This window comes from Gelidimonas diazotrophica (assembly GCF_055694025.1).
The window spans coordinates 3,173,342-3,195,921 of sequence record NZ_CM146349.1; the positions used below are offsets into that span (position 1 = coordinate 3,173,342).

Below are 22,580 nucleotides of genomic sequence, written 5' to 3' on the forward strand. Positions count from 1 at the left end.
TTTTAATCCTCAAGCTGGTTGCTGATGCGCATCGCTTCGCCGACCGTGGTTTTTCCTGCGATCACCAGCGACACCGCGTGGCGACGCAGGGTTTCGCCTGCCATTTGCGCTTGCGCCACCTTGATGAAGGCGGCCGGATCATTGCCATTGGCGGCGTCCGCCACTTCCTGGGTCATTTCGAGCATTTCGTAGACTCCCATGCGGCCACGGAAACCGGTGCCATTGCAATGCGAGCAGCCGCGTCCATGCCGGTAGTGGTGCGCACTGACCGCGTCCTTCAACTCCGCCTTCAACCATTCATGCTCGTGGGCTTGCAATGGATGGTCTTCCGTGCAGCTTTCGCAAATCACGCGCACCAGGCGCTGCGCCACTACCGCCTGCAGCGAACTGCCGACCATATAACCGGGCACGCCCATATCCAGCAAACGCATCGGCGTGCTGATGGCGTCGTTGGTGTGCAAGGTGGACAACACCAGATGGCCGGTCATCGCGGCGCGCATGCCGATCTGGGCCGTTTCCTGGTCGCGCATCTCGCCCACCAGCACCACATCGGGGTCTTGCCGCAACGCCGAGCGCAGCACCCGGGCAAAATTGAGTTCGATTTTGTCGTTGACCTGCACCTGATTGATGCCGGCCAGCCGGTATTCGACCGGGTCCTCGACCGTGATCAGCTTTCTTTCCATGGTATTGAGCTCGGACAGCGCGCCATACAGAGTGGTGGTCTTGCCGCTGCCGGTAGGCCCAGTCACCAGCACCAGCCCGTTCGGGCGCTGCACGATGGCGCGGAAGCGCTTCAGCATTTCTGCCGGCATGCCGATGGCGTCCAGATTGAGCGTGCCGCCGCTTTGATTGAGCAGACGCATCACCACCGATTCGCCGTACTGGGTCGGCATGGTGGAAATCCGCACGTCGATCTGTTGCTGCTTGACCTTCATCGCAAAGCGGCCATCCTGCGGCATGCGTTTTTCTGAAATGTCGAGTTCCGACATCAGCTTCAGGCGCAATGCCAGCGATGCGGCAATCTTGATATCGGCTTCGGTTTGCAGGTGCAGCACGCCGTCGATGCGGAAGCGGATCTGCAAGCGTTTTTCCTGCGGCTCGATATGGATGTCGGAAGCGCGCACCTGAGTGGCGTCATCGAATACCGATTGCAGCAGCTTGACCACCGGCGCATCTTCCAGGCCCGCGCCCATCCCCAGCGTGCCGAAATCGATGTTGCCGTCGCCCAGATCCCGCTCCAGTTCGCGCGCCAGGCCGGAGATCTCATCGGTGCGGCGATACAGACGATCAATGGTCTGCAGCAGTTCGCTTTCATTGACCACCGCCAGCGCGATGTCGCGCTTCACCAGACGCGTAATTTCATCATAAGCAAACAGATCGGTGGGGTCGGCCATGCCGATCAGCAGCGCATCGTTGCGCTCGTCGAGTGCGATGGCGCGGAAGCGGCGCGCCTGCATTTCGGGCAGCAGGCGCACCGTTTGCGGCTTGATGTTGTAGTGCTTGAGGTTGATGTAAGGGATGTTGAGCTGCCGCGCCAGCGCGCCGGAAATGATCTCTTCCGTCACAAAACCATTTTCGACAAAAACCCGTCCCAATTTACGCCCGGTACGTTTTTGCTCGCTGAGCGCCAATTGCAGCTGCTCTTCGGACAGCAGTTTTTGCTGCAGCAGAATTTCACCCAAACGAATTTTTTCCGGCCTGGCCATACATGCTCCTTGTAGTTTTTGCCTGGGAAAGTTGATGCACTGCATTTTATGCCATGCAGACGCGGCGGACCGGGTGGTTTTTGCGCTCATTTGCCATCCCGCCCCGCAGGAACCGCATTGTGCCAACACCGCCAGCCGCTTGCCGCAACGAGATTTGATGAACTGATGCTGTGCACTTGCCTGCGAAAGACACGAAGCACAAATTATTTACGCACGGCAATTTTTTCTATCAAAAATGCGACATTCGAACCAAAAAACGGCATTTTTCATTGCTTTCCCGCAAAAACCCTCTTTCCGCATGTAGTATTGCCTCAGTAAAAATTGCTGACCAGAATTTGTTGTTTCGGCGTATTATTTTTGTACCAGTTTGGCAAAAGAATTCACTTTAAAGGAGATTGAAAATGCAAAAAATACGAAAAATGCAATCTGGTTTTACTCTCATCGAGTTAGTCGTGGTCATCACCATCCTGGGCATCTTGGCTGCGCTGGCGCTGCCAAGGTTCGCCGCGCTGCAAACCGAAGCGCGCATCGCGAAAATGAACGGTGCATTCGGTTCGATCAGGGCAGCGGCAGCCCTGGCCCATTCTGCGCAATTGACGCAGCAATTGGCGCCAAATACAGATATTACGATGGAAGGTGTCACCATCGCGATGACCAATGGCTACCCGACCAGCGCGCTGGCTTCGATAGGCAGTGCGGCCGGGATGGCGAATACCACAACCGGTTTTTTGCCGGTCGCCACTGCAACCGTTTTTACGGTTACTCCCGACGCTGCGCATGCTAACTGCGCAGTCACTTATACGGAGCCTGCCGCCGGATTTGCGCCGACCTACAGCAATGCCGGCGTAACTGTAGTGAATTGCCGATAACACCAGTGGCGCGGCATTCAATTGAAATTGATTGAATGGCGCAAAAATTGTACAAGTCGTATAGCTGAATGTAACAAACCCGCATCTGTGGTACCGGCACTTGGAATTATTTAATAACGGAGTTGGATATGAAGATGAAAATGCGCATGAATAAGCAACAATCTGGTTTTACCCTGATCGAATTGGTGATGGTGATCGTGGTTCTGGGGATTCTGGCGGCGACCGCGTTGCCGAAGTTTGTCAACCTGGGAACCGACGCACGCGTCGCTGCGATGAAAGCGGTGGAAGGCTCGATGCGTTCCGCCAATGCGATCATTTATGCCAAGGCGGCTGTGGGTAACCAGTTGGGTGCCGCATCTGCTACAACTTTGGTAAAGATCAATGGTAGCGATATATTGCTAGATTTTGGTTTTGCTAAAAACGCGACGCAACTGGCCCTTGCAATGGACTTGACTGCCTCCGACTTTACAACCGTCGATGCATCTATTTCCCATAAGGGTGCAATCGATACGACCAAGTGCCTCGTGACTTATAAAGCGGCCACTTCAGCGTTGCTCCCAACTTACGTTCTCGATTCAAGCGGCTGCTAATCCGCATGGCAGCACGGGCACGATGTTATGCCCGTGCTGCATTTGCAAAATTGCAAATCCTGCCTAGCTCTTTGTATCGTCTTTCTTGCCAGAGTAAGCAATGTTTCCACGCGCTTCGCATGGCTTTACCCTCGTCGAACTCATCATGGTGCTGATTATCACCGGCATCATGACAGCAGTCGTGGCGCCAAAGTTAATGGATAACAGCGACATCCAGGCGCGCGGGTTTGCCGATCAGGTGCAAGCTTCGCTGCGTTACGCGCAAAAAACTGCGATTTCACAACGCCGCTTTGTTTGCGCTGCGTTTACGTCCAGCAGAATTACCCTGACCATCAATGTGACAGCGGCATGTCTGCCGGGAACCGCTCTGGCTCTGGCTTCGGCGGACGGCAAGCCAACGTCTATCATTACCGCCCCTACCGGCATCACGTTTGTCACCGCTCCTCCCGGCATCGCGGTTCCCACCACGCCGTCCAATTTCAGCTTTGATGCGCTGGGCAGGCCTAGCCCGAATGCGCAAAAAACCATCCATATAGCCGGTGCCGCCAGCGCCATCACCGTGGAACGCGAGACCGGCTATGTCCATTAAGTACCGGCAAAAAGGCATCTCCCTGATCGAACTGATCATGTTCATCGTGATCGTCAGCGTCGGCATTGCCGGCATCCTGTCGGTGATGAATATCACCACGAAAAACAGCGCCGCCCCGCTGCTGCGCAAGCAGGCGCTGGCGATTGCAGAATCGCTGCTGGAAGAAATCGAGTTGCAACCATTCACTTATTGCGATCCGGATGATCCGGCCGCCGCAACCGCGACATCGGCGACGGTAGGTGCAGGGGCGTGTACCGTTAAGGTTGAGAACATCGGGCCGGAGGCGGCATTCTCTCCCGACCAACTCTCAGCCGAAACCCGTTACAGCGCATCTACTCCATTCGATAACGTCAACGACTATCATGGGTTCAAGATGAATGCGGGCAACGGTGGCATTAAAAATATTAACAATATTAATATTCCTTCCCCCGCCGATCCGGCTATTGATGCGTTAAGCGGTTACTCGGTCGCGGTTGTTGTGACGCCGCAGGACATCCCCGCCGTTGGAGCATCCCTCGCCATCCCTGCTGCTGCTGCCTTGCTCATCGCCGTGACAGTGACCGGGCCAGACAATGTGCCAATAACGCTGGAAGGCTACCGTTTCCGTTATGCGCCAAAGTCCTAATCCGATGCAAACTGCCATGACCCAGCGCCAGCGCGGTTTTACCCTGATCGAAGCGATCATGGTCATTACCATTACCGGGATTCTTGCGGGAATGGTGGCGCTCTTCATCCGCACCCCGATTCAAAGCTATTTCGATGTCGAACGGCGCGCAGAAATGACCGACACCGCCGATACCGCATTACGCCGCATCGGGCGCGATGTGCGGCTGGCATTGCCGAATAGCGTGCGCACCGTTGGCGCATCGCCACTGTGTCTGGAATACTTGCCAACTGTGAGCGGAGGACGTTACCGTGCGGAGGCTCCCGGTACTGCGCTGGATTTTTCGGCCCCGACCAAAACTTTCGACGTGCTGTCACCCTTGAATCCAGTTCCGGCTGTCGGCGACCAGCTGGTGGTCTACAACCTCGGCATACCTGGCGCGGATGCGTATTCCGGCGTGAACCGGGCCACCATTGCAGCTCCCCTTGCTGCGAACAGCATCACGCTAACTGCGGCCACGCAGTTCCCGTTCGCTTCCCCCGGCAACCGCTTTCAGGTGATACCGGATGCAGAGCAGGCAGTTTTTTACGTGTGCACCAATAGCGGGACCGGGATCGATGCCGCCGGCAATGGCAATGGCGCCTTGTTTCGTTTATCGCACTACGGGATTAATGCAACCACTCCGGCGGCCTGCCCTGCAATACCGGCCAACGCGCCGATGCTGGCACAAAATGTCAGTGCCTGTAATTTCACCTATACAGTAGGGGCGACGCAACGCAACAGCCTGGTCTCGATGCGGATTGCCATTACCAAAAACAATGAAACGGTCAGTCTTTACCATGCGGTGCATGTCAGCAATGCGCCCTAAACCACCCCCCGTAAGCGGAATATGCGATTCCGGCCGTAGCGTCCAGCGCGGCTTTGCCCTGGTGTCGGCTATTTTTCTGTTGGTGGTCTTGGGCGCTTTGGGCGCTTTCATGGTGACACTCTCCACCGTCCAGAATGTCACTTCAGCCCAGGATTTGCAGGGCAGCCGCGCCTATCAGGCGGCGCGGGCCGGGATCGACTGGGGCGCGTATCAGGTTTTACAGAACACAAGCTGCGTGGCAAGCACGCCCCTGCCGCTATCAGCGGCAACCTTGACAGGTTTCATTGTGACTGTCGGATGTATTGAGGCTGTCGGCTCACCGTTTACAGAAGGCGGCAATCAGATCGGCGTCTATCAGCTAACCTCGACCGCAACTCTCGGGGCAGCCGGCAGCGCCCATTACGTCGAACGGCAGATATCCGCATCGATCAGCACTTGCCAAATAGGTGGCGTGCCTTGCTAGGACTGAGCAGCGCATGAAATACGGGAAGTGGAAGCATAAACGAAACCGCGCAAGGCTGATTGTTTCGATGTTTTTTATGGGTATAGTTAAAAATAGTGTGTTTTACGCATATATTTATTGGCATTGAAAAAATACATAATAGTGTATGTTTTTCCTTCCTGAGCCCTCCTTGTCAGGGCAGATGCAATTACGTTTGTTGGAAGTAGTGCGGAAAAACCGGTGTATCAATTTATACAGAGAAGAAACTGATTGAGCAGACAAATGATTGAAGCCGTCTTGAAAAATGCTAAATGGGCGATAACCGCTGTGCTTGTGCTGCTGCTGGCGATGCATAGCGCACAGGCGGCGGTGGCTTTTCGCGCCGCGGCCTCTGCCAGCCAGACTTTCCCCATTCTCGGCGGCACCATTAGCGTGAACAAACCGACCGGCACTGCCAGCGGGGATGTGCTGCTGGCTTCGATCGCCGTGGTGCCGAACACCTGGACGGGGGTAACCGCGCCGACCGGCTGGACGCTGATACAAAGCAGCAACCAGACCAGCGACAGTACGAGCCAGCTGTATACCTATTACCGGGTGGCCAGCGGCAACGAGCCGGCAGGTTATGACTGGTTCGTTCTCGGTCTCAGTTTCAATATCGGTGCCGTGGCGACTATCGCCAGGTTCAGCGGAGCGGACAGCGCATCGCCGATCGATGCCTCGGCAGCGCAAACCACCCCCTGGGGCAACAGCCATACCGCGCCATCGTTGTACGCGAATGTGGCGGGCGATATGCTGGTGACCGTGCATGAATATGCCAGTTCCCGAAACTGGACCCCGCCGCCCGGCATGACCGAGGCGGCCGATCGCTATTCAGATGCAAAAGGCGGTAATGCCGGAGTGTCGATGGAGTTGAACACTGAGTCAAGGCCCGCTGTCGGTGCTACCGGAACGCGCACCGCGACAGTGCAATCGAACAAGGATAGTGGGGCGGCCCATGCGATTTTACTGAAAGCGACAGCGGTGGTGGTGGCGCCCACGCCGGGCGATTTCAACATTTACGATAGCGCGACCACGCCGGCGACTGCGACGGATGGGCTGATCAAGACCAAGGTCGCAGGGCCATTTACGCTGGATATCGTCGCACTGAATAGTGGCAAGACGGCGATACTCACCAGCTTCATCGGTGCCGTCAAGGTCGAGCTGCTCAACGCCGCCGACAATAGCGCTGTGCCGGATGCCAACGGTTGCCGTTCTGGCTGGACCACGATCCAGACTATATCGGCCGCGTTTGCCCCTACAAACAACGGGCGGATGAAGGTGTCGTTTACCGAAAACAAGGTCTACCGCGATGTGCGGGTGCGCGTCTCCTACCCGGCCATCGGCACGCCGACCAAGATCGGCTGTTCCAGTGACAATTTCGCGCTGCGCCCGGCCAGTTTTACCGGCCTGACGGTGCGCGATGCCGACTGGCAGAGCGCCGGCACTGCGCGTGTGCTGAACAATGTCGGGGCCAACGGCGGTGTGGTACACAAAGCCGGGCGTCCGTTCCGGATCGACGCGGTGGCGCAGGATGGGGCCGGTACCGGCATCGCGTATGGCACCGTTGCAGGCAACTATAACGGTCAGCCGCAGGCGCTGATCAGCTGCGAAATATCTGACCTCTGCACGCCGGACACGTTGGGCACACTGGACGAGCTCGGTGCAGCCAGCGCATGGACTGCCGGTGCCGTCAGCGGCAGTTTTTACAGCGCGACTGCAAGCTATGACGATGCCGGTAGCTTTACCATGCAACTGGTCGATACGAATTTTGCCGCAGTTGATAAGAGCGACGGTACGCCGGCCGACTGCAGCGGCCAGCATATTTGCTCTTCTCCCCCGTTGAAAGTGGGGCGCTTCGTGCCGGATCACTTCGAGCTGGCCGATGCCTCGGTGGTCGATCCCCGGGTCGATCCCGCCGTCGACACCTGGCTACCGCTGCCAGCGCCGCAATTTCAAACCTTTGGCCTAGCCGATGATTCCACATGCAATGCCGCTGCGCCTGCACCCAGGCGCGCCTTCACCTACATCGACCAGCCCTTCGGCTATGTCCGCGTGCCGCAGGTAATGTTCAAGGCGATGGATGCCGGCGGCAACCCGATGAGCAACTATCGGGATGATCTGATGAAACTGAGCGCTAGCATGTTCACGCAAACCTATAGCGCGGGGAGCCGCACGCTCGATACCACGCAGGCGCAGGGACCCCCGACTCTGAAGCTGAATGCCAATTACACCAACGGCAATAGCCCGGTGGTCGGGACGTTTGCCGTGAATAAGGACGACAAGCTGGCATTCAAGCGCGTGGCGCCGGTGGCGCCGGCGTCGCCACCGGCGCCGTTCAATGCGGAGATCAAGCTGAGCATCACGGTGCAGGACAGTGACGGCATCACTAGCGACCCGTCGGCCGTATTCGATCCGATCGCTTTTGATTCGGGCATACAGATGCGCTATGGCCGCTTGAAGCTGTCCAATGCGCATGGTTCGGAATTGCTGAATCTGCCGATCCCGCTGGAAGCCCAGTTCTGGAACGGCACGGCTTTCGTCCTCAACACAGCAGACAGTTGTACTGTGATCCCCATGTCCAGCATCACGATGGGTAATTACCAAAAGAAACTTAACCCGTGTGAGACCCAACTTTTTCCAGCGGGCGATGTGGCAATGGCCAAAGGGAAATTGCCTGGCACAGGGTTACGCCTGACCAAACCGGGCGTGGATAGCAATAGCGTGCCTAACGCCGGCAGCGTTGACCTTGCCATCAATCTCAGCGCCACACCGACTGGCAACACATGTGTCGGCACAACGCAGTCTGCAGCAACCGCTGCCAACATGCCCTGGTTTGGCTCCAACCCGAGTGCCCGCGCGACCTTTGGTACATACAAAAATGCCAAGGAATTCATCTACATACGGGAAATGTATTAAGCGCCAAATCGCGCTGGCAATTGACAAGTGCGGCGTAGTAACTTAACTTCAGGAACTATTTTTATTCAGCGCGAGCAAGGGTTTATTTGTGGGCTTATTCGGTAAAACCAAGAAAAATTCCGGCTGGATGGCTATCAGTTGCCAATCCGATGGGATTTTCGTTGCCTATGTAAACAGGCCAGCATCAGGCAAGCCGGTGGTGGAATTATTTTCTTTTTATCCTGCGGATAAGACAGCGTACCCGGCTGCGCTCGATAAACTCGCAAAAGAACTGCATGCGGATCGTTATCAATGCGCGCACTTGCTGACTTCCGGCGAATACCAGTTGTTATCACTGGATGCGCCGAATGTGCCACCCGACGAGCTCAAGAATGCAATCCGCTGGAGCATCAAGGACATGCTGGATTATCACGTTGATGACGCCACCATCGACGTGCTGGCGGTGCCGCTCGACAAGGACGGGCCGGCGCGCAGCAATACCCTGTTTGCCGTGGCGGCCCGCAATCAATTGATCGGACAACGCCAGGCCCTGTTCGAGGGAGCAAAAATCGCGTTGCGCGTGATTGACATTCCGGAGATGGCGCAACGTAATATTTCCGCGTTGCTGGAGCCGGAAGGTCGCGCCGTCGCGCTGTTGTCGTTTAATGCGGAAGGTGGATTGATTACCATCACTTTCGGCGGTGAACTGTATCTTTCACGGCGCATCGACATGACCGTGATGCAACTGCAGCAGGCTGACGGATCGCACATGACGGCTCTGCACGAACGCATCACGCTGGAGCTGCAGCGCTCGCTGGATCACTTCGATCGGCAATATCATGCGATGCCGTTATCCAAATTATTACTCTCTCCAATGGGTTCGGAGGGAGCCGGCCTGCAAGAGTACCTGGCAGCCAATTTGTATACGCCGGTGGAGACCTTGGCTCTGGAATCGGTTCTGGATTTTTCCAAGGTGCCTGAATTGAATAATGTTGAATCCCAGCAACGCTATTTCATGGTGCTTGGGGCCGCCTTGCGCCATGAGCAGAGGGCGTTATGAGTCAGCAGATCAATCTCTTCAATCCGATTTTCCTGAAGCAGAAAAAATATTTTTCTGCGGTGGCCATGGCGCAAGCTCTGGGTTTGATATTGCTTGGCGCGTTGCTTCTGTCTGCATATTCGCGCTATCAATTTTCCGGCATACGCACGGAGGCGACCAATACGGCAGCGCAATTAGGCCGGGTACAGCTGCAGTTAAACATGGTCAAAGCGGAATACGCACCACGCCAAAAAAGTCAGGCGCTGGAAGACGGCGTCCAGAAAACAGACGCGGAAGTGAAGTCCCTGCAACAGGTATTCGATACGCTGCAAAAAGGCGATATTGGCAATACCAAAGGATATTCAGCTTATTTACGCGCATTTGCGCATCAAATCGTGGATGGATTGTGGCTCACCGGCTTCACCATTGTGGGTGCCGGTACCGAGTTGGGCTTGCAAGGGCGTGCGTTGCGGCCGGAGTTGGTGCCTGCTTACATCAATCGGCTAAAACAGGAGCCTGCCATCCAGGGCAAAACTTTTTCTACTTTAGAAATACAGTTGCCGCAGCAGCCAAGCAATACAGCGCTTCCGGCAAGCGCCCCCCACGCTGCAGCGCCTTATGTTGAATTCGATCTGCACTCATCCGGCATATCCAAGGAAGCGGTGACATCTGCTGTGCCGCCTGGAGCAAAAAGCAAATGAAGCAAACGCTACAACGATTGATCCTGAAAATTGATGCGATGAGCCTGCGCGAACGCATCATGATTTTTGCCGGAACGGCACTGACATTGATGTTGTTGCTCAACACACTATTGTTTGACCCGCAATTCGCGCAGCAGAAGCTTTTGTCGCAACAAATACAATCGGATCAGTCAAAAATTGCCCAGATGCAGACCGAGATTCAACAAAAAGTGGCATCACAGGCGTCCGACCCAGATGCTGCCAATAAGGTGCTCCTGCAAAAATTGCAACAGCAGTCACAGCAAATGCATGCCGACTTGCTGGGCTTGAACGATGTATTGGTCAAGCCGGAGTACATGGCTTCGTTGCTGGAAGCTATTTTGAAGCGCAACGGCAGCTTGCGCCTGATTTCACTCAATACTCTGCCTGTGACTAGTTTGATGCCAGTTGCGGCCAACACAGCGGCAATTCCGGCAGAAAAAGCCGTGCCAGCGCCGGCAGTATCAGCGGCAGCGCCAAGCACCTTGGGCAGCGGCGAGATTTACAAGCACGGCGTAGAAATTGTGCTGCAGGGAAAATATCTGGACATGATGGCTTATATGTCGGCACTGGAAGCGATGCCGTGGCAGTTGTTCTGGGGCAAGGCAAAGATGCAAGTAGAAACCTATCCGGAGGCAACCTTGAGCCTGACTCTGTTCACCCTGAGCCTGGATAAAAAATGGCTAAACCTGTGAGCCTGTCCGGCAAGAGCATCGTGCTGCAGGCGTGCTTGTGGCTGTTGACGTCACTGGCCGTCGCACAGACCATCCCGGACCCGACGCGGCCACCGGACTCGATCGGCGCGGGACGCGGGGAAGCGGCAGCATCGGCGGTCGCTGGTCCGGTGCTGCAATCGGTACTGATTTCTCCGGGCAGAAAAATGGCCATCATCAGCGGCCAGACGGTGAAACTACATGAGAAATTCGGCGACTCTCGCCTGATTCATATTGGTGAAACGGAAGTCATTTTGCGCAATGGCAAGACAGAACAAACATTGAAACTTTTTCCCAATATCAAGATGCGACCAGCGATGCACTCCGCTCGCTAAAATGTGAATCAACAGGCTTTAGATAAAGAATGCAAAAGACACTATTAAGCTTCCTGATTATAGGATTGACAGGATGCGTTTCACCTGCCCAGCAACGTGAAACGTATGACCTGATCAATGCGGAAATGAATAAGGCAGTGGAAACCAAGGCCAAGCCGGCGCAGCAGGATGCGGTTTTCGCAGCGCTGTTGCCGCCACTGAAAATTGAAATGCCAAAAACCCGGCAACCGCTGGAAGAACGATTCAATTTGTCGTTCAACAATGCACCGGCAAATCAGTTTTTCATGGGGATAGTGTCGGGCACGCGTTACAACATGCTGGTACACCCTGACGTCACCGGCACCATCTCGGCCAATCTCAAGGATGTCACCTTGTTCGAGGCGCTGGATGCAGTGCGCGAGCTTTACGGCTATGAATACAAGGTGGAAGGGGCGCGCATTTACGTTAAGCCGCTGAGCATACAAACCAGCATCTTCCAGGTCAATTACCTCAATAGCAATCGCAAAGGCTCATCCGATATCCGCGTGATTTCGGGCTCGGTAAGCGATGTGACATCCAATAGTTCAGGTACGGGTGGCGCATCGGCTTCCGCCCCTGGAACGACTACCCATGCGGTTGAAAGCAGCAAGATCAGCACCTCTTCCAATAACGATTTTTGGGCGGAGCTGAAAGCATCGCTGGAAGCCATCGTCGGAAATAAAGACGGGCGCAGTGTGGTCATCAGCCCGCAGTCGGGGGTAGTGGTGATTCGCGCGATGTCGGACGAATTGCGTAATGTGTCCACTTTTTTGAAGGCGACGCAATTGTCAGTGGACCGCCAGGTGATTCTGGAAGCCAAGATCATGGAAGTGGAGTTAAATGACAACTTTCAATCGGGTATTAACTGGGCCTCGTTTGCATCGCTCAATGCGATTAAAAATAGCCGTTCATCGCTGGGGTTTGTCTCGCCCGGGTCAACCCTGGCGCCGTTGCCGCTGGATGGGAGCAATCCGGCTGCCTTAACTAGCGGGGGCGCCAATGCCCTCAATGCAGTCAGCGGTATCGCATTGGGTGCGGCTGGCACAGCGGCGGGTTCTCTGTTCGGCCTGGCTTTTCAGACCAGTAATTTCGCTGCGCTGATTTCATTCCTGGAGTCGCAAGGCACAGTGCATGTGCTGTCCAGCCCGCGTATTGCGACCATGAACAATCAAAAAGCGGTATTGAAAGTCGGTACCGACGAATTTTTTGTGACGAAGCTCACCACAACCCCCGGCACCAGTTCAGGCAGCACTACGACATTGCCGACAACGTCAGTGGATGTGCAGCCGTTCTTTTCAGGCGTGTCGCTCGATGTCACGCCGCAAATCGACGCAAACGGCAATATCACCCTGCATGTCCATCCTTCTGTCAGTAAGGTCACTACGGTCGACAAAACCATCAATTTGGGGGCCAATAATGGCGTCTTGAGCTTGCCCTTGGCTTCCAGCGCCATTTCCGAGACCGATAGTGTGGTGCGTGGCCAGGATGGACGCATCATTGCGATCGGTGGCCTGATGCGGCAATCCTCGTCGTCGGATCGCTCGCAAGTGCCGGGTGCCGGCGACGTCCCGGTGCTGGGCAACCTGTTCCGCAACACCGGCCGGGTTTCGCAAAAACGTGAACTGGTCATCTTGCTCAAGCCGACCGTGATTCAGGGCGAAGATAGCTGGGCGCAAGACATGCTCGATAGCCAGCGCCGGATTCAAAGTTTGGCGCCGCGTGATGCGCCGGGGACGTACTAGGGATGTACCAGGCACATTTCTGTTTGCGCGAATTGCCTTTTGGAATTACTCCGGACACCAGCTTTTTTTTTGGGTGCGCCAGTTACCAGGCAGCGTTGAATACGCTGCTGATTGCAACAAATAGTGGTGAAGGTTTCATCAAGATTACCGGTGAGGTCGGCACCGGAAAAACCCTGTTATGCCGCAAGTTCATGGCTTCGCTGGATGCGAGTTTTGTTACCGCATATATGCCGAACCCCTATCTTGAACCGCGCACCTTTATGCTGGCGTTGGCCGACAAGCTGGAAATTCGTCTGGAAAAAGATATCGACCAATATCAGTTGATGAAATCGATCAATCATCGTCTGCTGGAGTTGGCTCGCCACGGAAAAAAAGTGGTGCTGTGCCTGGATGAAGCACAGGCTATGCCTTTGGAAAGCCTTGAGGCATTGCGCTTGCTGACCAATCTGGAAACCGAGAAAAGAAAATTACTGCAAATCGTGTTGTTCGGCCAGCCGGAATTAAACCTCAAATTGCAAAAAAATGCGATCCGGCAGCTGACCCAGCGCATCACGTTTCACTATGAAATTGCGCCGTTGAGCAAGAGCGATATGGCGTTTTATATTGATCATCGCCTGCATATTGCCGGCTTTGCCGGCAGCCACTTGTTTAGCCCTGGTGCTCTGCGCAGACTGTACGCGGCCAGCGGCGGCATCCCGCGGCTGGTGAATATTCTGGCGCATAAATCCCTGATGGCGGCCTATGGCGAAGGTCGGCAACAAGTTCGGGCAGGTCACGTCAAAATGGCGGCGCAGGATACTGTTTCAGTAAAAAAAGCTTCCAAGATTTGGTGGCTGCTGGGTGGTTGTATGTTGCTGATTGCGGTTATCGATATCGCTTGGGGTTATTTCAGATGAGTCTTATCAATCAAATGCTGCAGGATCTGGATAAGCGTGGATCTGGTGCCGTCGGTAACAGCGTAGCGCAAGCCGATATCAGGCCAGTGCCCGGGCCAGGCAACAGATTGCGACTGGCATGGGGGACGGCGCTGCTGTTGACCGCATTATTGGCTGCCGGTATTGCGTGGTTGCTTTGGCGTCAGGCCGCGCCTGTGCCTGTTATTGCGGCAGCCAAACCTGTAGTGTCGGCGCCGCCATCGCAGCAGAATGTACTGCCGCGCGCCAGCATCGTTCCCGATCAGCTGGCGCCACACGAAAAAAATACGGTTGTCGCAGTGTCGGCCGCGCCAGACGCACCCGTAATCGGTTCATTAGCGGAAAAGCCGCCCGAAACAAAACCTGCGCCAGTCAAATTCCCCATTGGAACGATCCCTGCCAAGCCGCTAGCCGCTGCAGTGCCGGCACCGGTTGCAGCTGCAGCAGTGCCTGCGGTGCCGGCGAACGTCAATAAGAACGTCAAAGAGCCCCGCGACGTTAAAGTAGACCAGGACAGCAAGGTATTCCAGCAGGCCAAAGAAGTCACGCCGCAACAAACCATTGAAAATGCTTATCGCAAAGCCATAACGCTGATCGATGCCGGACAGTCGGCAGAAGCCATCGATATCCTGGAGCAAGTCTTGCAGCGCAATCCGAAACATGCGGCAGCGCGCCAGATCCTGGTGGGCTTGCTGCTGGAGGGCAAACGTCAGGATGATGCGGTGCGCACATTGCGGGAAGGCTTGAACATCGATCCCGCCCAGCCGGGATTGGCCATGATACTGGCGCGTCTTCAGGTGGAGCGCGGCAACCTGCGGCCGGCGCTGGAAACCTTGCAGCGCACCCTGCCGCATGCAACCGAGCAGGCGGATTACCAGGCTTTTCTGGCCGCCTTACTGCAGCGTGAAAAACGCCACAAGGAAGCGGCTGCGCATTATGCGGTTGCCTTACGCAAAGTCCCGCAAAACGGCCTTTGGTGGATGGGCTACGGCATCTCGCTGCAAGCAGATAATCGCCTGGCGGAAGCGCAGGATGCTTTTACACGCGCCAAGGCATCCGATATGTTGTCTGCTGAATTACAAGTATTTGTCGATCAGAAGTTGAGGCAGATGCAACCCTGATATGGTTATTCAGGAATAGCTGTCCAGGCTGAAGCGCCGGCATTGCGGATTTCACGTATTTATTGGAGTATTTTTTATAGTGCCAATAAAAATATGCGGAAGATGCCATGAAAATAGCCATACTCCATGTTTTTTACGAAGCGCATCGCGTCATGAATCCTGTTCGTACTTTTCATGTCTTTCGTGGACAATCGATAACATCAGCCAAACAGGCGAAAGAAGTTCCGATGAAAACACTGCGTACTCTGTTCATGCTGGGTTTTGTCGGTATTGCCGCTGCGCTGGCGGCTTGCACCGAGCCGCCATCCGGCAGCTTTCCCGGCTATGCGGAAGCCGATTATGTGCGGGTTTCCACGCCTATCGCCGGCACTCTGCTGACCCTGCATTTTAAAAAAGGCGACCAAGCCAAGCGCGGCGCGCCCGCCTTTGTGCTGGAACAGGAAAGCGAAACCGCAGCCCGCGAAGAAGCCGCATTTCGGGTCCAGAGCGCAGCAGCTTCGCTGGCGAACCTGAAAAAAGGCAAGCGCCCGGATGAAATCGCCACCGCGCAAGCGCAACTGGCGCAAGCGCAAGCAGCGCAGCGCCTGAGCGCGGCCGATCTGAAGCGACAAACCCAGCTGATCGATGCCCACTTCATTTCGGCGGCACGGCTGGATGAAGCACGCGCTGCCGTCCTGCGCGATCAGGCCCGCGTGCGGGAGCTGCAGGCGCAGCTACGGGTGCAGCAACTCGGCGCCAGAAGCGACGAGATTACGGTGGCCGAGCAAGCGCTCAATGCAGCGCAAGCGCAATTGGCGCAAGTCGCCTGGCGGGTCGCGCAAAAAAGCCCGACCATTCCGGTCGATAGCGCAGTGGCGGATGTGCTGTATCAGGAGGGCGAGTGGGTGCCGGCCGGCGGCCCGGTGCTGAGTTTGCTACCGCCGCAGAACATCAAGGCGCGCTTTTTTGTGCCGGAAACGCTGCTGGGAAAACTGCATCTGGGCCAAACCGTGGAGTTGCGCTGCGACGGTTGCAGCGCAGCGGTTGCGGCCTCCGTCAGCTTTATTGCGCACGACGCCGAATATACCGCGCCGCTGATTTACAGCAAGGAAAACCGTGCGTCGCTGGTGTTCATGGTGGAAGCGCGCCCCGACCTCAAGCACGCCACTCTGCTGCATCCGGGCCAACCGCTGGAAGTCAGGCTTGCCGGCGCTGTCACCCAGGGCAAGCAATGACGCAAATAAGGACACAAGACACGCCGATCATCGACGTGCGCGGTCTGACCAAGCGTTTTGGTGATCATATCGTGGTCGATCACTTCGACATGCGGGTGCCGAAAGGCCGCATTTACGGCTTCCTCGGGCCGAACGGCAGTGGCAAAACCACTACCCTGCGCATGCTGTGCGGCTTGCTCAATGCCGATGAAGGCGAAGGACAATGCCTGGGCTACGACATCCGGCGCGAATCGCATCTGATCAAGCGTCAGGTCGGCTACATGACGCAAAAATTCGGCCTGTACGAGGATTTGAGCATCGCCGAGAATCTCGACTTCATCGCCCGCATCTTCGAAGTCGCCGACCGCAAGAAGAGCGTCGAAGCGACTCTACTGCGCCTGGGTTTGACCAGCCGCCGCAGCCAACTGGCGGGTACTTTGTCCGGCGGCTGGAAGCAGCGCCTGGCATTGGCCGCTTGCCTGCTGCATGCGCCGCAACTACTGTTGCTCGATGAACCGACCGCCGGCGTCGATCCGAAGGCACGGCGCGAATTTTGGGATCAAATCCACGATCTGGCAGCGGCTGGACTGACCGTGCTGGTCACCACCCATTACATGGATGAAGCCGAGCGCTGCCACGAACTGGCTTACATTTCCGAAGGCCGCTTGCTGGCACGCGGCACGGTGGCCGAACTGATTGCCGGCGCGGGGCTGGTGACGTGCGCGATTGCCGCCGATGATCCTGCTGCGTTAAGTGCATTGGCGCGCACGCTGCGCACATTGCCGGCGCTGCGCAGCGTCGCTTCTTTCGGCGCCACGCTGCATGTCAGCACATCGTCGCAAGCGGCGCTGGATACGGCGCTGGCGCCTGTTGCGGGCCAGGGCTTCCAGGTCACCGCGATTGAATCCAGCCTGGAAGACGTCTTCATCGTCTTGATGCAAGACAGCCAGAATGGTCAGAATGGTAAAAATGAGCAAGATGCTCAGGCCAGGAGCGGCGCATGAGCTGGTCGCGCTTTGTCGCCATCCTGCTGAAAGAATTCCGGCAAATTCGGCGCGACCGGCTGACCTTTGCCATGATGGTCGGCGTGCCGATCCTGCAACTGATTTTGTTCGGATTCGCGATCAATACCGATCCCAAGCATTTGCCGCTGGCGCTGGTTTCCGCCGACGAAAGCACGTTTTCGCGCAGCTTCGTTGCGGCGCTGGAGAATTCTGGATATTTCCGCATCACGCAGCGCCCGAACAGCGAGGCGCAGGCCAACCAGTTGCTGGCTGAAGGCCGGGTCCAGTTCGTGCTGGTGATCCCGGTGAATTTTTCGCGTCAGTTGATACGCGGCGAAAAACCGGCCGTGCTGCTGGCTGCGGACGCCACCGATCCGGCAGCGTCCGGCAATGCGCTGGCCGCCATCAACGCCATCAGCCGGCAATCATTGCAGCGCGATTTGACCGGTCCGCTGGCTGGCCTGCAGCCAACCGATGCGCCATTTGAAGTGCGGGTGCAGCGCCGTTACAACCCGGAAGGACTGTCGCGTTACAACATCGTGCCGGGTCTGATCGGCGTGATCCTGACTATGACGATGGTGATGATGACTGCGCTGGCGATGACCCGCGAACGCGAGCGCGGCACCATGGAAAACCTGCTGGCTACGCCGGTGCGGCCATTCGAAGTGATGGCCGGCAAAATCGTGCCCTACATTCTGATCGGCTACGTTCAGGTCACGGTGATTCTGGTTGCCGCGCATTTGCTATTCGATGTACCGATGGTCGGCAGTTTGGGCTTGCTGTTGTTTGCGCTGGTGCTGTTCATGGCCGCGAACCTGGCGGTCGGCTTCACTTTTTCGACCATCGCCAGAAACCAGTTGCAGGCGATGCAACTGACCTTCTTTTTTTTCCTGCCGTCGCTGCTGTTGTCCGGCTTCATGTTCCCGTTTCGCGGCATGCCGATATGGGCGCAATGGATCGGCCAAATACTGCCGCTGACGCATTTCTTGCGCATCGTGCGCGGGATTCTGCTCAAGGGCAATACGCTGGCGGAAATCACTCCCAGCCTGTGGCCGATTACCGCATTCATGCTGGTTGCAGGCGCAATTGCGTTGCAACGATATCAAAAGACGCTCGACTAAGCATTAAAGCCAAATAGTAAATAAAATCGCAATATGGCAGTTGAAAACACCTGACACGGTTAAATTTTTGCAGGGAGGAAATAATGGAAAATGCGAATTTATTGACAGATGCGTGCGAGTCGAATCAATGGCCCAGCTTGCGTTATGCGGACTGGCAGGATACTTGCACGACACTGCACATGTGGACCCAAATAGTGGGCAAGATCCGGATGGCGCAATCGCCGTGGACCAATCACTCCTGGCACGTCACTCTTGCGGTCACGGCGCGTGGCCTGACGACCTCGCCGATTCCATATGGTCCGCGCACGTTTCAGATCGATTTCGATTTTATCGAGCACCGGCTGTTGATCGCCACCAGCGATGGCGCAGTCAGAAAAATGCCATTGAAGCCGCGCTCGGTGGCGGATTTTTATCATGATCTGTTCGCGCATCTGGCCGCACTTGGCCTGGACGTAAAAATCCATACGATGCCCAATGAAGTCGTCGATGCAATTCCATTCGATCAGGATCATCAGCATGCGTCGTACAACCCGGAATACGCCAACCGGTTTTGGCGCATTTTGGTGAGTGCCGACCAGGTGTTCAAGCAGTTCCGCGCCGGCTTCATCGGCAAGTGCAGTCCGGTACAATTTTTCTGGGGCAGCTTTGACCTCGCCGTGACGCGCTTTTCCGGACGCACGGCCCCCGAGCATCCTGGCGGCATCCCAAATTGCCCGGATTGGGTCACGCGTGAAGCCTATTCGCACGAGGTAAGCAGTTGCGGATTCTGGCCGGGTAGCGCGCAGTTTCCCAGCCCGGTGTTTTATTCCTATGCTTACCCGGAACCGCACGGTTTCAGTGCGGCGGCAATGCGTGCAGAGGGCGCTCGCTACGACGACAGTATTCACGAGTTCATCTTGCCCTATGACGCGTTGCGATGCGCCCCTTCACCCGATGCGATGCTGCTTGAATTTCTGCAGGACAGCTATGCGGTAGCCGCGAACCTGGGCGGCTGGGATCGTGCCGCACTTGAGCGCAGCGAAGGCACGACGCCATAAGTGATAGGCGATAAGCGGCCGCCGAATACGGTGACAGTTCTGCGCCTTCAACCCTGCTCGCTGCGTACTCGCATTCTGACTGAAGCAATCAACAGCAGGATGCTGCTGATCACCACTATCGTCAGCACCAGATGGCCGATGGGCGGCGTCCCAAAGTGAAACAAAGTGCTCATGACAGGCACAAACAGCGCCAGTCCCAACATCAGCAGCGCGCAAGCGACGATCAGCCACAGAACCGGATTGGGAAGTTTGACAGAGGCGTGTAAGGGCAATGACCAGGAACGATTGATGAAAATCAGCCAGATGTCGCCGATAATCATCGCGCTGAAGGTGAGCGCACGCGCCTGTTCCACCGCGAGGCCGGCCCATTGCGCCAGCAGATACACGGCCAGCAGCAAGGCGAACAGAATCGTGCCTTGCTGCAGCCCGAGCATCAAGAGTGTGCGGTCGAATATTTTCGCATCGGTATGACGTGGTGGCCGCCGCATCACATTGGATTCTTCCGGCTCCGCCTCGAAAACTACCGAACAGGTGGGATCGATCATCAGTTCGAAAAACACGATATGCACCGGCAGCAACAACAGCGGCCATCCCATCATCACCGGCAGCATCGACATGCCGGCAATCGGGATATGCGCGGCGACGATGAACACTACCGCCTTGCGGATATTGTCGAAGATGCGCCGGCCCAGCCTGACTGCGGCCACAATCGAACTGAAATCATCATCCAGCAGCACCAGCGCCGCCGATTCACGCGCCACATCGGTGCCGCGACCGCCCATCGCGATGCCGATATGCGCAGCCTTCAGCGCCGGCGCGTCGTTGACGCCATCGCCGGTCATTGCGACGATTTCACCGGCGCTCTTCAATGCCATCACCAGCCGCAGTTTTTGCTCCGGTTGCACGCGGCAAAAAACATTCACCTGGCGCAAGCGCTGCTGCAACTGTGCGTCATCCAGCGTATCCAGTTCGGTACCCGTTATCATGCCGTCTTCGGAATCCAGCCCGCTTTGGCGCGCAATGCTGAGTGCGGTGGCCGGATAATCGCCGGTAATCATGATGACGCGGATGCCGGCCGCATGACATTCTGCGATGGCCGGCTGGACAGTCGGCCGCAACGGATCGGCCAGACCGATCAGGCCGATGAAACGGAAATTGAAATCATGCTGGATGGCGGGCAGATCATGTTGCTGGAATGACGCATTGGCAACTGCCAGCACCCGCAATCCTTGCTCGGCCAACTGGTTGATCTGCGCGGTAATGCGCTGCACTTGGTCACTTTCCAGATGACACAAATCGATGATTGCTTCCGGCGCGCCTTTGGCTGCAATCACGTAATTCGCCCGGTCAGGCGACTGCCAGACACGCGACATCGCCAGCAATGCGTGCGATAGCGGGTACTCTTCCACCAGCGTCCAACTGTCGTGAATGTGTTCGGTGCCTGCCAACGCAGTATGTCCGGCCGCCTGAATCGCTTGCTCCATCGGATCGAACGGATCGCGGTGGCTGGACAGCATCGCGAATTCCAGCGTTTCGTGGAAAATTTCCGGATAATTTTCCGGCATTGACGATGCGGCATCCTTGAATGCATGCACATCGCCCTCCACCATAATCTGCGCCACGGCCATGCGGTTTTGCGTCAGGGTGCCGGTCTTGTCGACGCACAATACGGTCGCCGCACCCAGCATTTCGATGGCCGAAATACGCCGCGTCAGCACCTTTTGCTTGGCGATTCGCCACGCGCCCAACCCGAGAAAAATCGTCAGTATCAGCGGCAATTCTGCCGGCAACAGCGCCATCGCCAGCGTCAGGCCGGCCAGAATGCCGCGCAGCCAGTCGCCACGCGCAATGCCGTACCAAGTCGCCAGCAAAATGACCAGGGCGATGCTGGACAGCGCAACCACCTTGACTGCGTGCGCAGTCTCGTCTTGCACCCGGCTGGATTCTTCCTTCAGCGTGAACAGCGCGCTGCCGATGCGCCCGAGAGTAGTTTTTTCTGCGGTAGCCACCACCCGCGCCGTGCCCTTGCCCTGCACCACCAATGCGCCGGAATACAGGAAAGGCTGGTCGTCGCCGCCGGGCGGCGCCACTTGATCCGTCACGATGGCGCTGGCTTGCTTGCGGACCGGCACCGATTCACCGCTCAATAAGGATTCATCGACCGTCATGCTCAGGCTGGCGAACAGGATCGCATCCGCCGGCACCCGGTCGCCTTCTGCCAGAAAAATGATGTCGCCGCGCACCACATCGCGGCCGGCGATGCGCTGCTGCTGGCCGTCGCGTAGCACCAGCGCACGCGGGCTGGATAAGTCGCGCAAGGCTTCCAGCGCACGTTCGCTCTTGCGTTCCTGCGTGAAACTCATGCCTATGATGATGACCACCGAGCCGAGCAAGATGTAAGCATCTTCCTTGCTGCCCAGTAGCAGATAAATACTGCCGCAGGAGATCAGCAGGATGAACATCGGCTCGCGCACTACCGCCCATGCAATGGCGAACAGCGAGCGTGGTTTTGACGAAGGCAGCTCGTTCCAGCCCTCGGCGTGCAGGCGTTGCTGCGCTTCGGCGCTGCTCAGACCGGTCAAAGTGTCGGTGACGGCGTCGGTGGCGTCGGACATGCGTTGCGTTGCCTTTCCTGTCAATGATTGAGACGCTATCAGGCTAATCCGGCGGCACGTTTTTTCCATTACGTCATATCAAACAACAAGGGCCGCACGCGGGCGGCCTTTCTATTTTTACTCTTCCTTATGGCCGCTTGCGCCCGGCGATCATCGCCGGTGCCAGATTTTCCCTGTGCCGCAGGCTGGAGAAGTTTCGTAGGTCGGGTTAGCGGCTTCATCGCGTAACCCGACCTACTGACGGATGTTACGCACCAAAGATTCAGTCCACGAAAAACACGAAAGACACGAAAAAACCTTTTCTACCGCTGTCGAAAGAACGGTGTTATGCATTCTTTGGTGCTTTTCGTGTCTTTCGTGGACAAAGTTTTTCATGTTTTGCATGCGCCGTGCGTAACATCAGTTAC

Annotated in this window: 20 protein-coding genes; 18 read left to right on the forward strand and 2 right to left on the reverse strand. The window is 56.5% G+C overall.

Translation table 11 applies throughout. The annotated features are described in order from the left end of the window. Positions 1-2: 2 nt before the first annotated feature. Positions 3-1,706, reverse strand: a complete 1,704-nt coding sequence (locus KGFNPO_RS14760) for a GspE/PulE family protein (protein WP_472631987.1) — start codon at positions 1,704-1,706, stop codon at positions 3-5. 401 nt (positions 1,707-2,107) lie between these two features. Here KGFNPO_RS14760 and KGFNPO_RS14765 point away from each other — a divergent pair, with 401 nt between their 5' ends. From KGFNPO_RS14765 to KGFNPO_RS14850, 18 genes are all read left to right on the forward strand, one after another. After that, entirely contained in the window at positions 2,108-2,575 is a 468-nt protein-coding gene (locus KGFNPO_RS14765) for a prepilin-type N-terminal cleavage/methylation domain-containing protein (RefSeq protein ID WP_472631989.1), read from the forward strand. A 128-nt stretch (positions 2,576-2,703) separates the two neighbouring features. Continuing rightward, complete coding sequence (locus KGFNPO_RS14770; RefSeq protein WP_472631990.1) at positions 2,704-3,165, forward strand: type II secretion system protein; 462 nt, start codon at positions 2,704-2,706, stop codon at positions 3,163-3,165. Between the two features lie 100 nt (positions 3,166-3,265). Next, positions 3,266-3,754 (forward strand): pilus assembly FimT family protein, encoded by a 489-nt coding sequence (locus KGFNPO_RS14775; RefSeq protein WP_472631991.1) that lies wholly within the window; start codon positions 3,266-3,268, stop codon positions 3,752-3,754. Beyond that, positions 3,744-4,379 carry a type IV pilus modification PilV family protein gene (locus KGFNPO_RS14780; RefSeq protein WP_472631992.1) on the forward strand — a complete coding sequence of 212 codons (636 nt, stop codon included), beginning with the start codon at positions 3,744-3,746 and terminating at the stop codon, positions 4,377-4,379. The genes KGFNPO_RS14775 and KGFNPO_RS14780 overlap by 11 nt, the downstream gene beginning before the upstream one ends. Before the next feature lie 4 nt (positions 4,380-4,383). Next, a complete protein-coding gene (locus KGFNPO_RS14785; protein ID WP_472631993.1) occupies positions 4,384-5,226 on the forward strand; it encodes a prepilin-type N-terminal cleavage/methylation domain-containing protein in 843 nt (280 codons plus the stop codon). Continuing rightward, positions 5,216-5,689, forward strand: coding sequence for a hypothetical protein (locus tag KGFNPO_RS14790; RefSeq protein ID WP_472631994.1), 474 nt, complete (start codon positions 5,216-5,218; stop codon positions 5,687-5,689). Before KGFNPO_RS14785 ends, KGFNPO_RS14790 begins: the two co-directional genes overlap by 11 nt. A 261-nt stretch (positions 5,690-5,950) precedes the next feature. Next, a complete protein-coding gene (locus KGFNPO_RS14795) occupies positions 5,951-8,623 on the forward strand; it encodes a DUF6701 domain-containing protein (protein ID WP_472631996.1) in 2,673 nt (890 codons plus the stop codon). A gap of 88 nt (positions 8,624-8,711) precedes the next feature. Then, positions 8,712-9,662, forward strand: a complete 951-nt coding sequence (pilM, locus tag KGFNPO_RS14800) for a type IV pilus biogenesis protein PilM (RefSeq protein WP_472631997.1) — start codon at positions 8,712-8,714, stop codon at positions 9,660-9,662. Beyond that, positions 9,659-10,342 (forward strand): PilN domain-containing protein, encoded by a 684-nt coding sequence (locus KGFNPO_RS14805; protein WP_472631998.1) that lies wholly within the window; start codon positions 9,659-9,661, stop codon positions 10,340-10,342. Before pilM ends, KGFNPO_RS14805 begins: the two co-directional genes overlap by 4 nt. After that, the gene (locus tag KGFNPO_RS14810; protein WP_472631999.1) at positions 10,339-11,055 is read left to right on the forward strand and encodes an MSHA biogenesis protein MshJ; all 717 of its coding nucleotides are present in this window, start codon (positions 10,339-10,341) and stop codon (positions 11,053-11,055) included. The genes KGFNPO_RS14805 and KGFNPO_RS14810 overlap by 4 nt, the downstream gene beginning before the upstream one ends. Beyond that, on the forward strand, positions 11,040-11,408 hold the full coding sequence (locus tag KGFNPO_RS14815; RefSeq protein ID WP_472632000.1) for an MSHA biogenesis protein MshK: 369 nt from the start codon (positions 11,040-11,042) through the stop codon (positions 11,406-11,408). Before KGFNPO_RS14810 ends, KGFNPO_RS14815 begins: the two co-directional genes overlap by 16 nt. 29 nt (positions 11,409-11,437) lie before the next feature. Further along, entirely contained in the window at positions 11,438-13,168 is a 1,731-nt protein-coding gene (locus KGFNPO_RS14820; RefSeq protein WP_472632001.1) for a secretin N-terminal domain-containing protein, read from the forward strand. A gap of 2 nt (positions 13,169-13,170) precedes the next feature. Further along, entirely contained in the window at positions 13,171-14,064 is an 894-nt protein-coding gene (locus tag KGFNPO_RS14825; RefSeq protein WP_472632002.1) for an ExeA family protein, read from the forward strand. After that, the gene (locus tag KGFNPO_RS14830; protein ID WP_472632003.1) at positions 14,061-15,203 is read left to right on the forward strand and encodes a tetratricopeptide repeat protein; all 1,143 of its coding nucleotides are present in this window, start codon (positions 14,061-14,063) and stop codon (positions 15,201-15,203) included. Before KGFNPO_RS14825 ends, KGFNPO_RS14830 begins: the two co-directional genes overlap by 4 nt. 227 nt (positions 15,204-15,430) lie before the next feature. Beyond that, positions 15,431-16,417 carry an HlyD family secretion protein gene (locus tag KGFNPO_RS14835; protein WP_472632004.1) on the forward strand — a complete coding sequence of 329 codons (987 nt, stop codon included), beginning with the start codon at positions 15,431-15,433 and terminating at the stop codon, positions 16,415-16,417. Beyond that, positions 16,414-17,400, forward strand: a complete 987-nt coding sequence (locus tag KGFNPO_RS14840; protein ID WP_472632005.1) for an ABC transporter ATP-binding protein — start codon at positions 16,414-16,416, stop codon at positions 17,398-17,400. Before KGFNPO_RS14835 ends, KGFNPO_RS14840 begins: the two co-directional genes overlap by 4 nt. Further along, on the forward strand, positions 17,397-18,521 hold the full coding sequence (locus tag KGFNPO_RS14845) for an ABC transporter permease (RefSeq protein ID WP_472632006.1): 1,125 nt from the start codon (positions 17,397-17,399) through the stop codon (positions 18,519-18,521). Before KGFNPO_RS14840 ends, KGFNPO_RS14845 begins: the two co-directional genes overlap by 4 nt. 83 nt (positions 18,522-18,604) lie before the next feature. Further along, the gene (locus KGFNPO_RS14850; RefSeq protein WP_472632007.1) at positions 18,605-19,558 is read left to right on the forward strand and encodes a DUF5996 family protein; all 954 of its coding nucleotides are present in this window, start codon (positions 18,605-18,607) and stop codon (positions 19,556-19,558) included. A 47-nt stretch (positions 19,559-19,605) separates the two neighbouring features. Here the strand turns inward: KGFNPO_RS14850 and KGFNPO_RS14855 are convergent, their stop codons facing one another. After that, positions 19,606-22,173 (reverse strand): cation-translocating P-type ATPase, encoded by a 2,568-nt coding sequence (locus KGFNPO_RS14855; protein WP_472632008.1) that lies wholly within the window; start codon positions 22,171-22,173, stop codon positions 19,606-19,608. Positions 22,174-22,580 lie beyond the last annotated feature (407 nt).

Excerpts from the sequence above, each read along its gene's own strand:
- KGFNPO_RS14810 (WP_472631999.1), top strand. The coding sequence starts at position 10,339 with ATGAAGCAAACGCTACAACGATTGATCCTGAAAATTGATGCGATGAGC.
- KGFNPO_RS14765 (WP_472631989.1), top strand. The coding sequence starts at position 2,108 with ATGCAAAAAATACGAAAAATGCAATCTGGTTTTACTCTCATCGAGTTA.
- KGFNPO_RS14780 (WP_472631992.1), top strand. The coding sequence starts at position 3,744 with ATGTCCATTAAGTACCGGCAAAAAGGCATCTCCCTGATCGAACTGATC.
- KGFNPO_RS14805 (WP_472631998.1), top strand. The coding sequence starts at position 9,659 with ATGAGTCAGCAGATCAATCTCTTCAATCCGATTTTCCTGAAGCAGAAA.
- KGFNPO_RS14760 (WP_472631987.1), bottom strand. The coding sequence starts at position 1,706 with ATGGCCAGGCCGGAAAAAATTCGTTTGGGTGAAATTCTGCTGCAGCAA.
- KGFNPO_RS14785 (WP_472631993.1), top strand. The coding sequence starts at position 4,384 with ATGCAAACTGCCATGACCCAGCGCCAGCGCGGTTTTACCCTGATCGAA.
- KGFNPO_RS14855 (WP_472632008.1), bottom strand. The coding sequence starts at position 22,173 with ATGTCCGACGCCACCGACGCCGTCACCGACACTTTGACCGGTCTGAGC.
- KGFNPO_RS14825 (WP_472632002.1), top strand. The coding sequence starts at position 13,171 with ATGTACCAGGCACATTTCTGTTTGCGCGAATTGCCTTTTGGAATTACT.
- KGFNPO_RS14840 (WP_472632005.1), top strand. The coding sequence starts at position 16,414 with ATGACGCAAATAAGGACACAAGACACGCCGATCATCGACGTGCGCGGT.
- KGFNPO_RS14770 (WP_472631990.1), top strand. The coding sequence starts at position 2,704 with ATGAAGATGAAAATGCGCATGAATAAGCAACAATCTGGTTTTACCCTG.
- KGFNPO_RS14845 (WP_472632006.1), top strand. The coding sequence starts at position 17,397 with ATGAGCTGGTCGCGCTTTGTCGCCATCCTGCTGAAAGAATTCCGGCAA.
- KGFNPO_RS14790 (WP_472631994.1), top strand. The coding sequence starts at position 5,216 with ATGCGCCCTAAACCACCCCCCGTAAGCGGAATATGCGATTCCGGCCGT.
- KGFNPO_RS14815 (WP_472632000.1), top strand. The coding sequence starts at position 11,040 with ATGGCTAAACCTGTGAGCCTGTCCGGCAAGAGCATCGTGCTGCAGGCG.
- KGFNPO_RS14775 (WP_472631991.1), top strand. The coding sequence starts at position 3,266 with ATGTTTCCACGCGCTTCGCATGGCTTTACCCTCGTCGAACTCATCATG.
- KGFNPO_RS14820 (WP_472632001.1), top strand. The coding sequence starts at position 11,438 with ATGCAAAAGACACTATTAAGCTTCCTGATTATAGGATTGACAGGATGC.
- KGFNPO_RS14795 (WP_472631996.1), top strand. The coding sequence starts at position 5,951 with ATGATTGAAGCCGTCTTGAAAAATGCTAAATGGGCGATAACCGCTGTG.
- KGFNPO_RS14835 (WP_472632004.1), top strand. The coding sequence starts at position 15,431 with ATGAAAACACTGCGTACTCTGTTCATGCTGGGTTTTGTCGGTATTGCC.
- KGFNPO_RS14830 (WP_472632003.1), top strand. The coding sequence starts at position 14,061 with ATGAGTCTTATCAATCAAATGCTGCAGGATCTGGATAAGCGTGGATCT.
- KGFNPO_RS14850 (WP_472632007.1), top strand. The coding sequence starts at position 18,605 with ATGGAAAATGCGAATTTATTGACAGATGCGTGCGAGTCGAATCAATGG.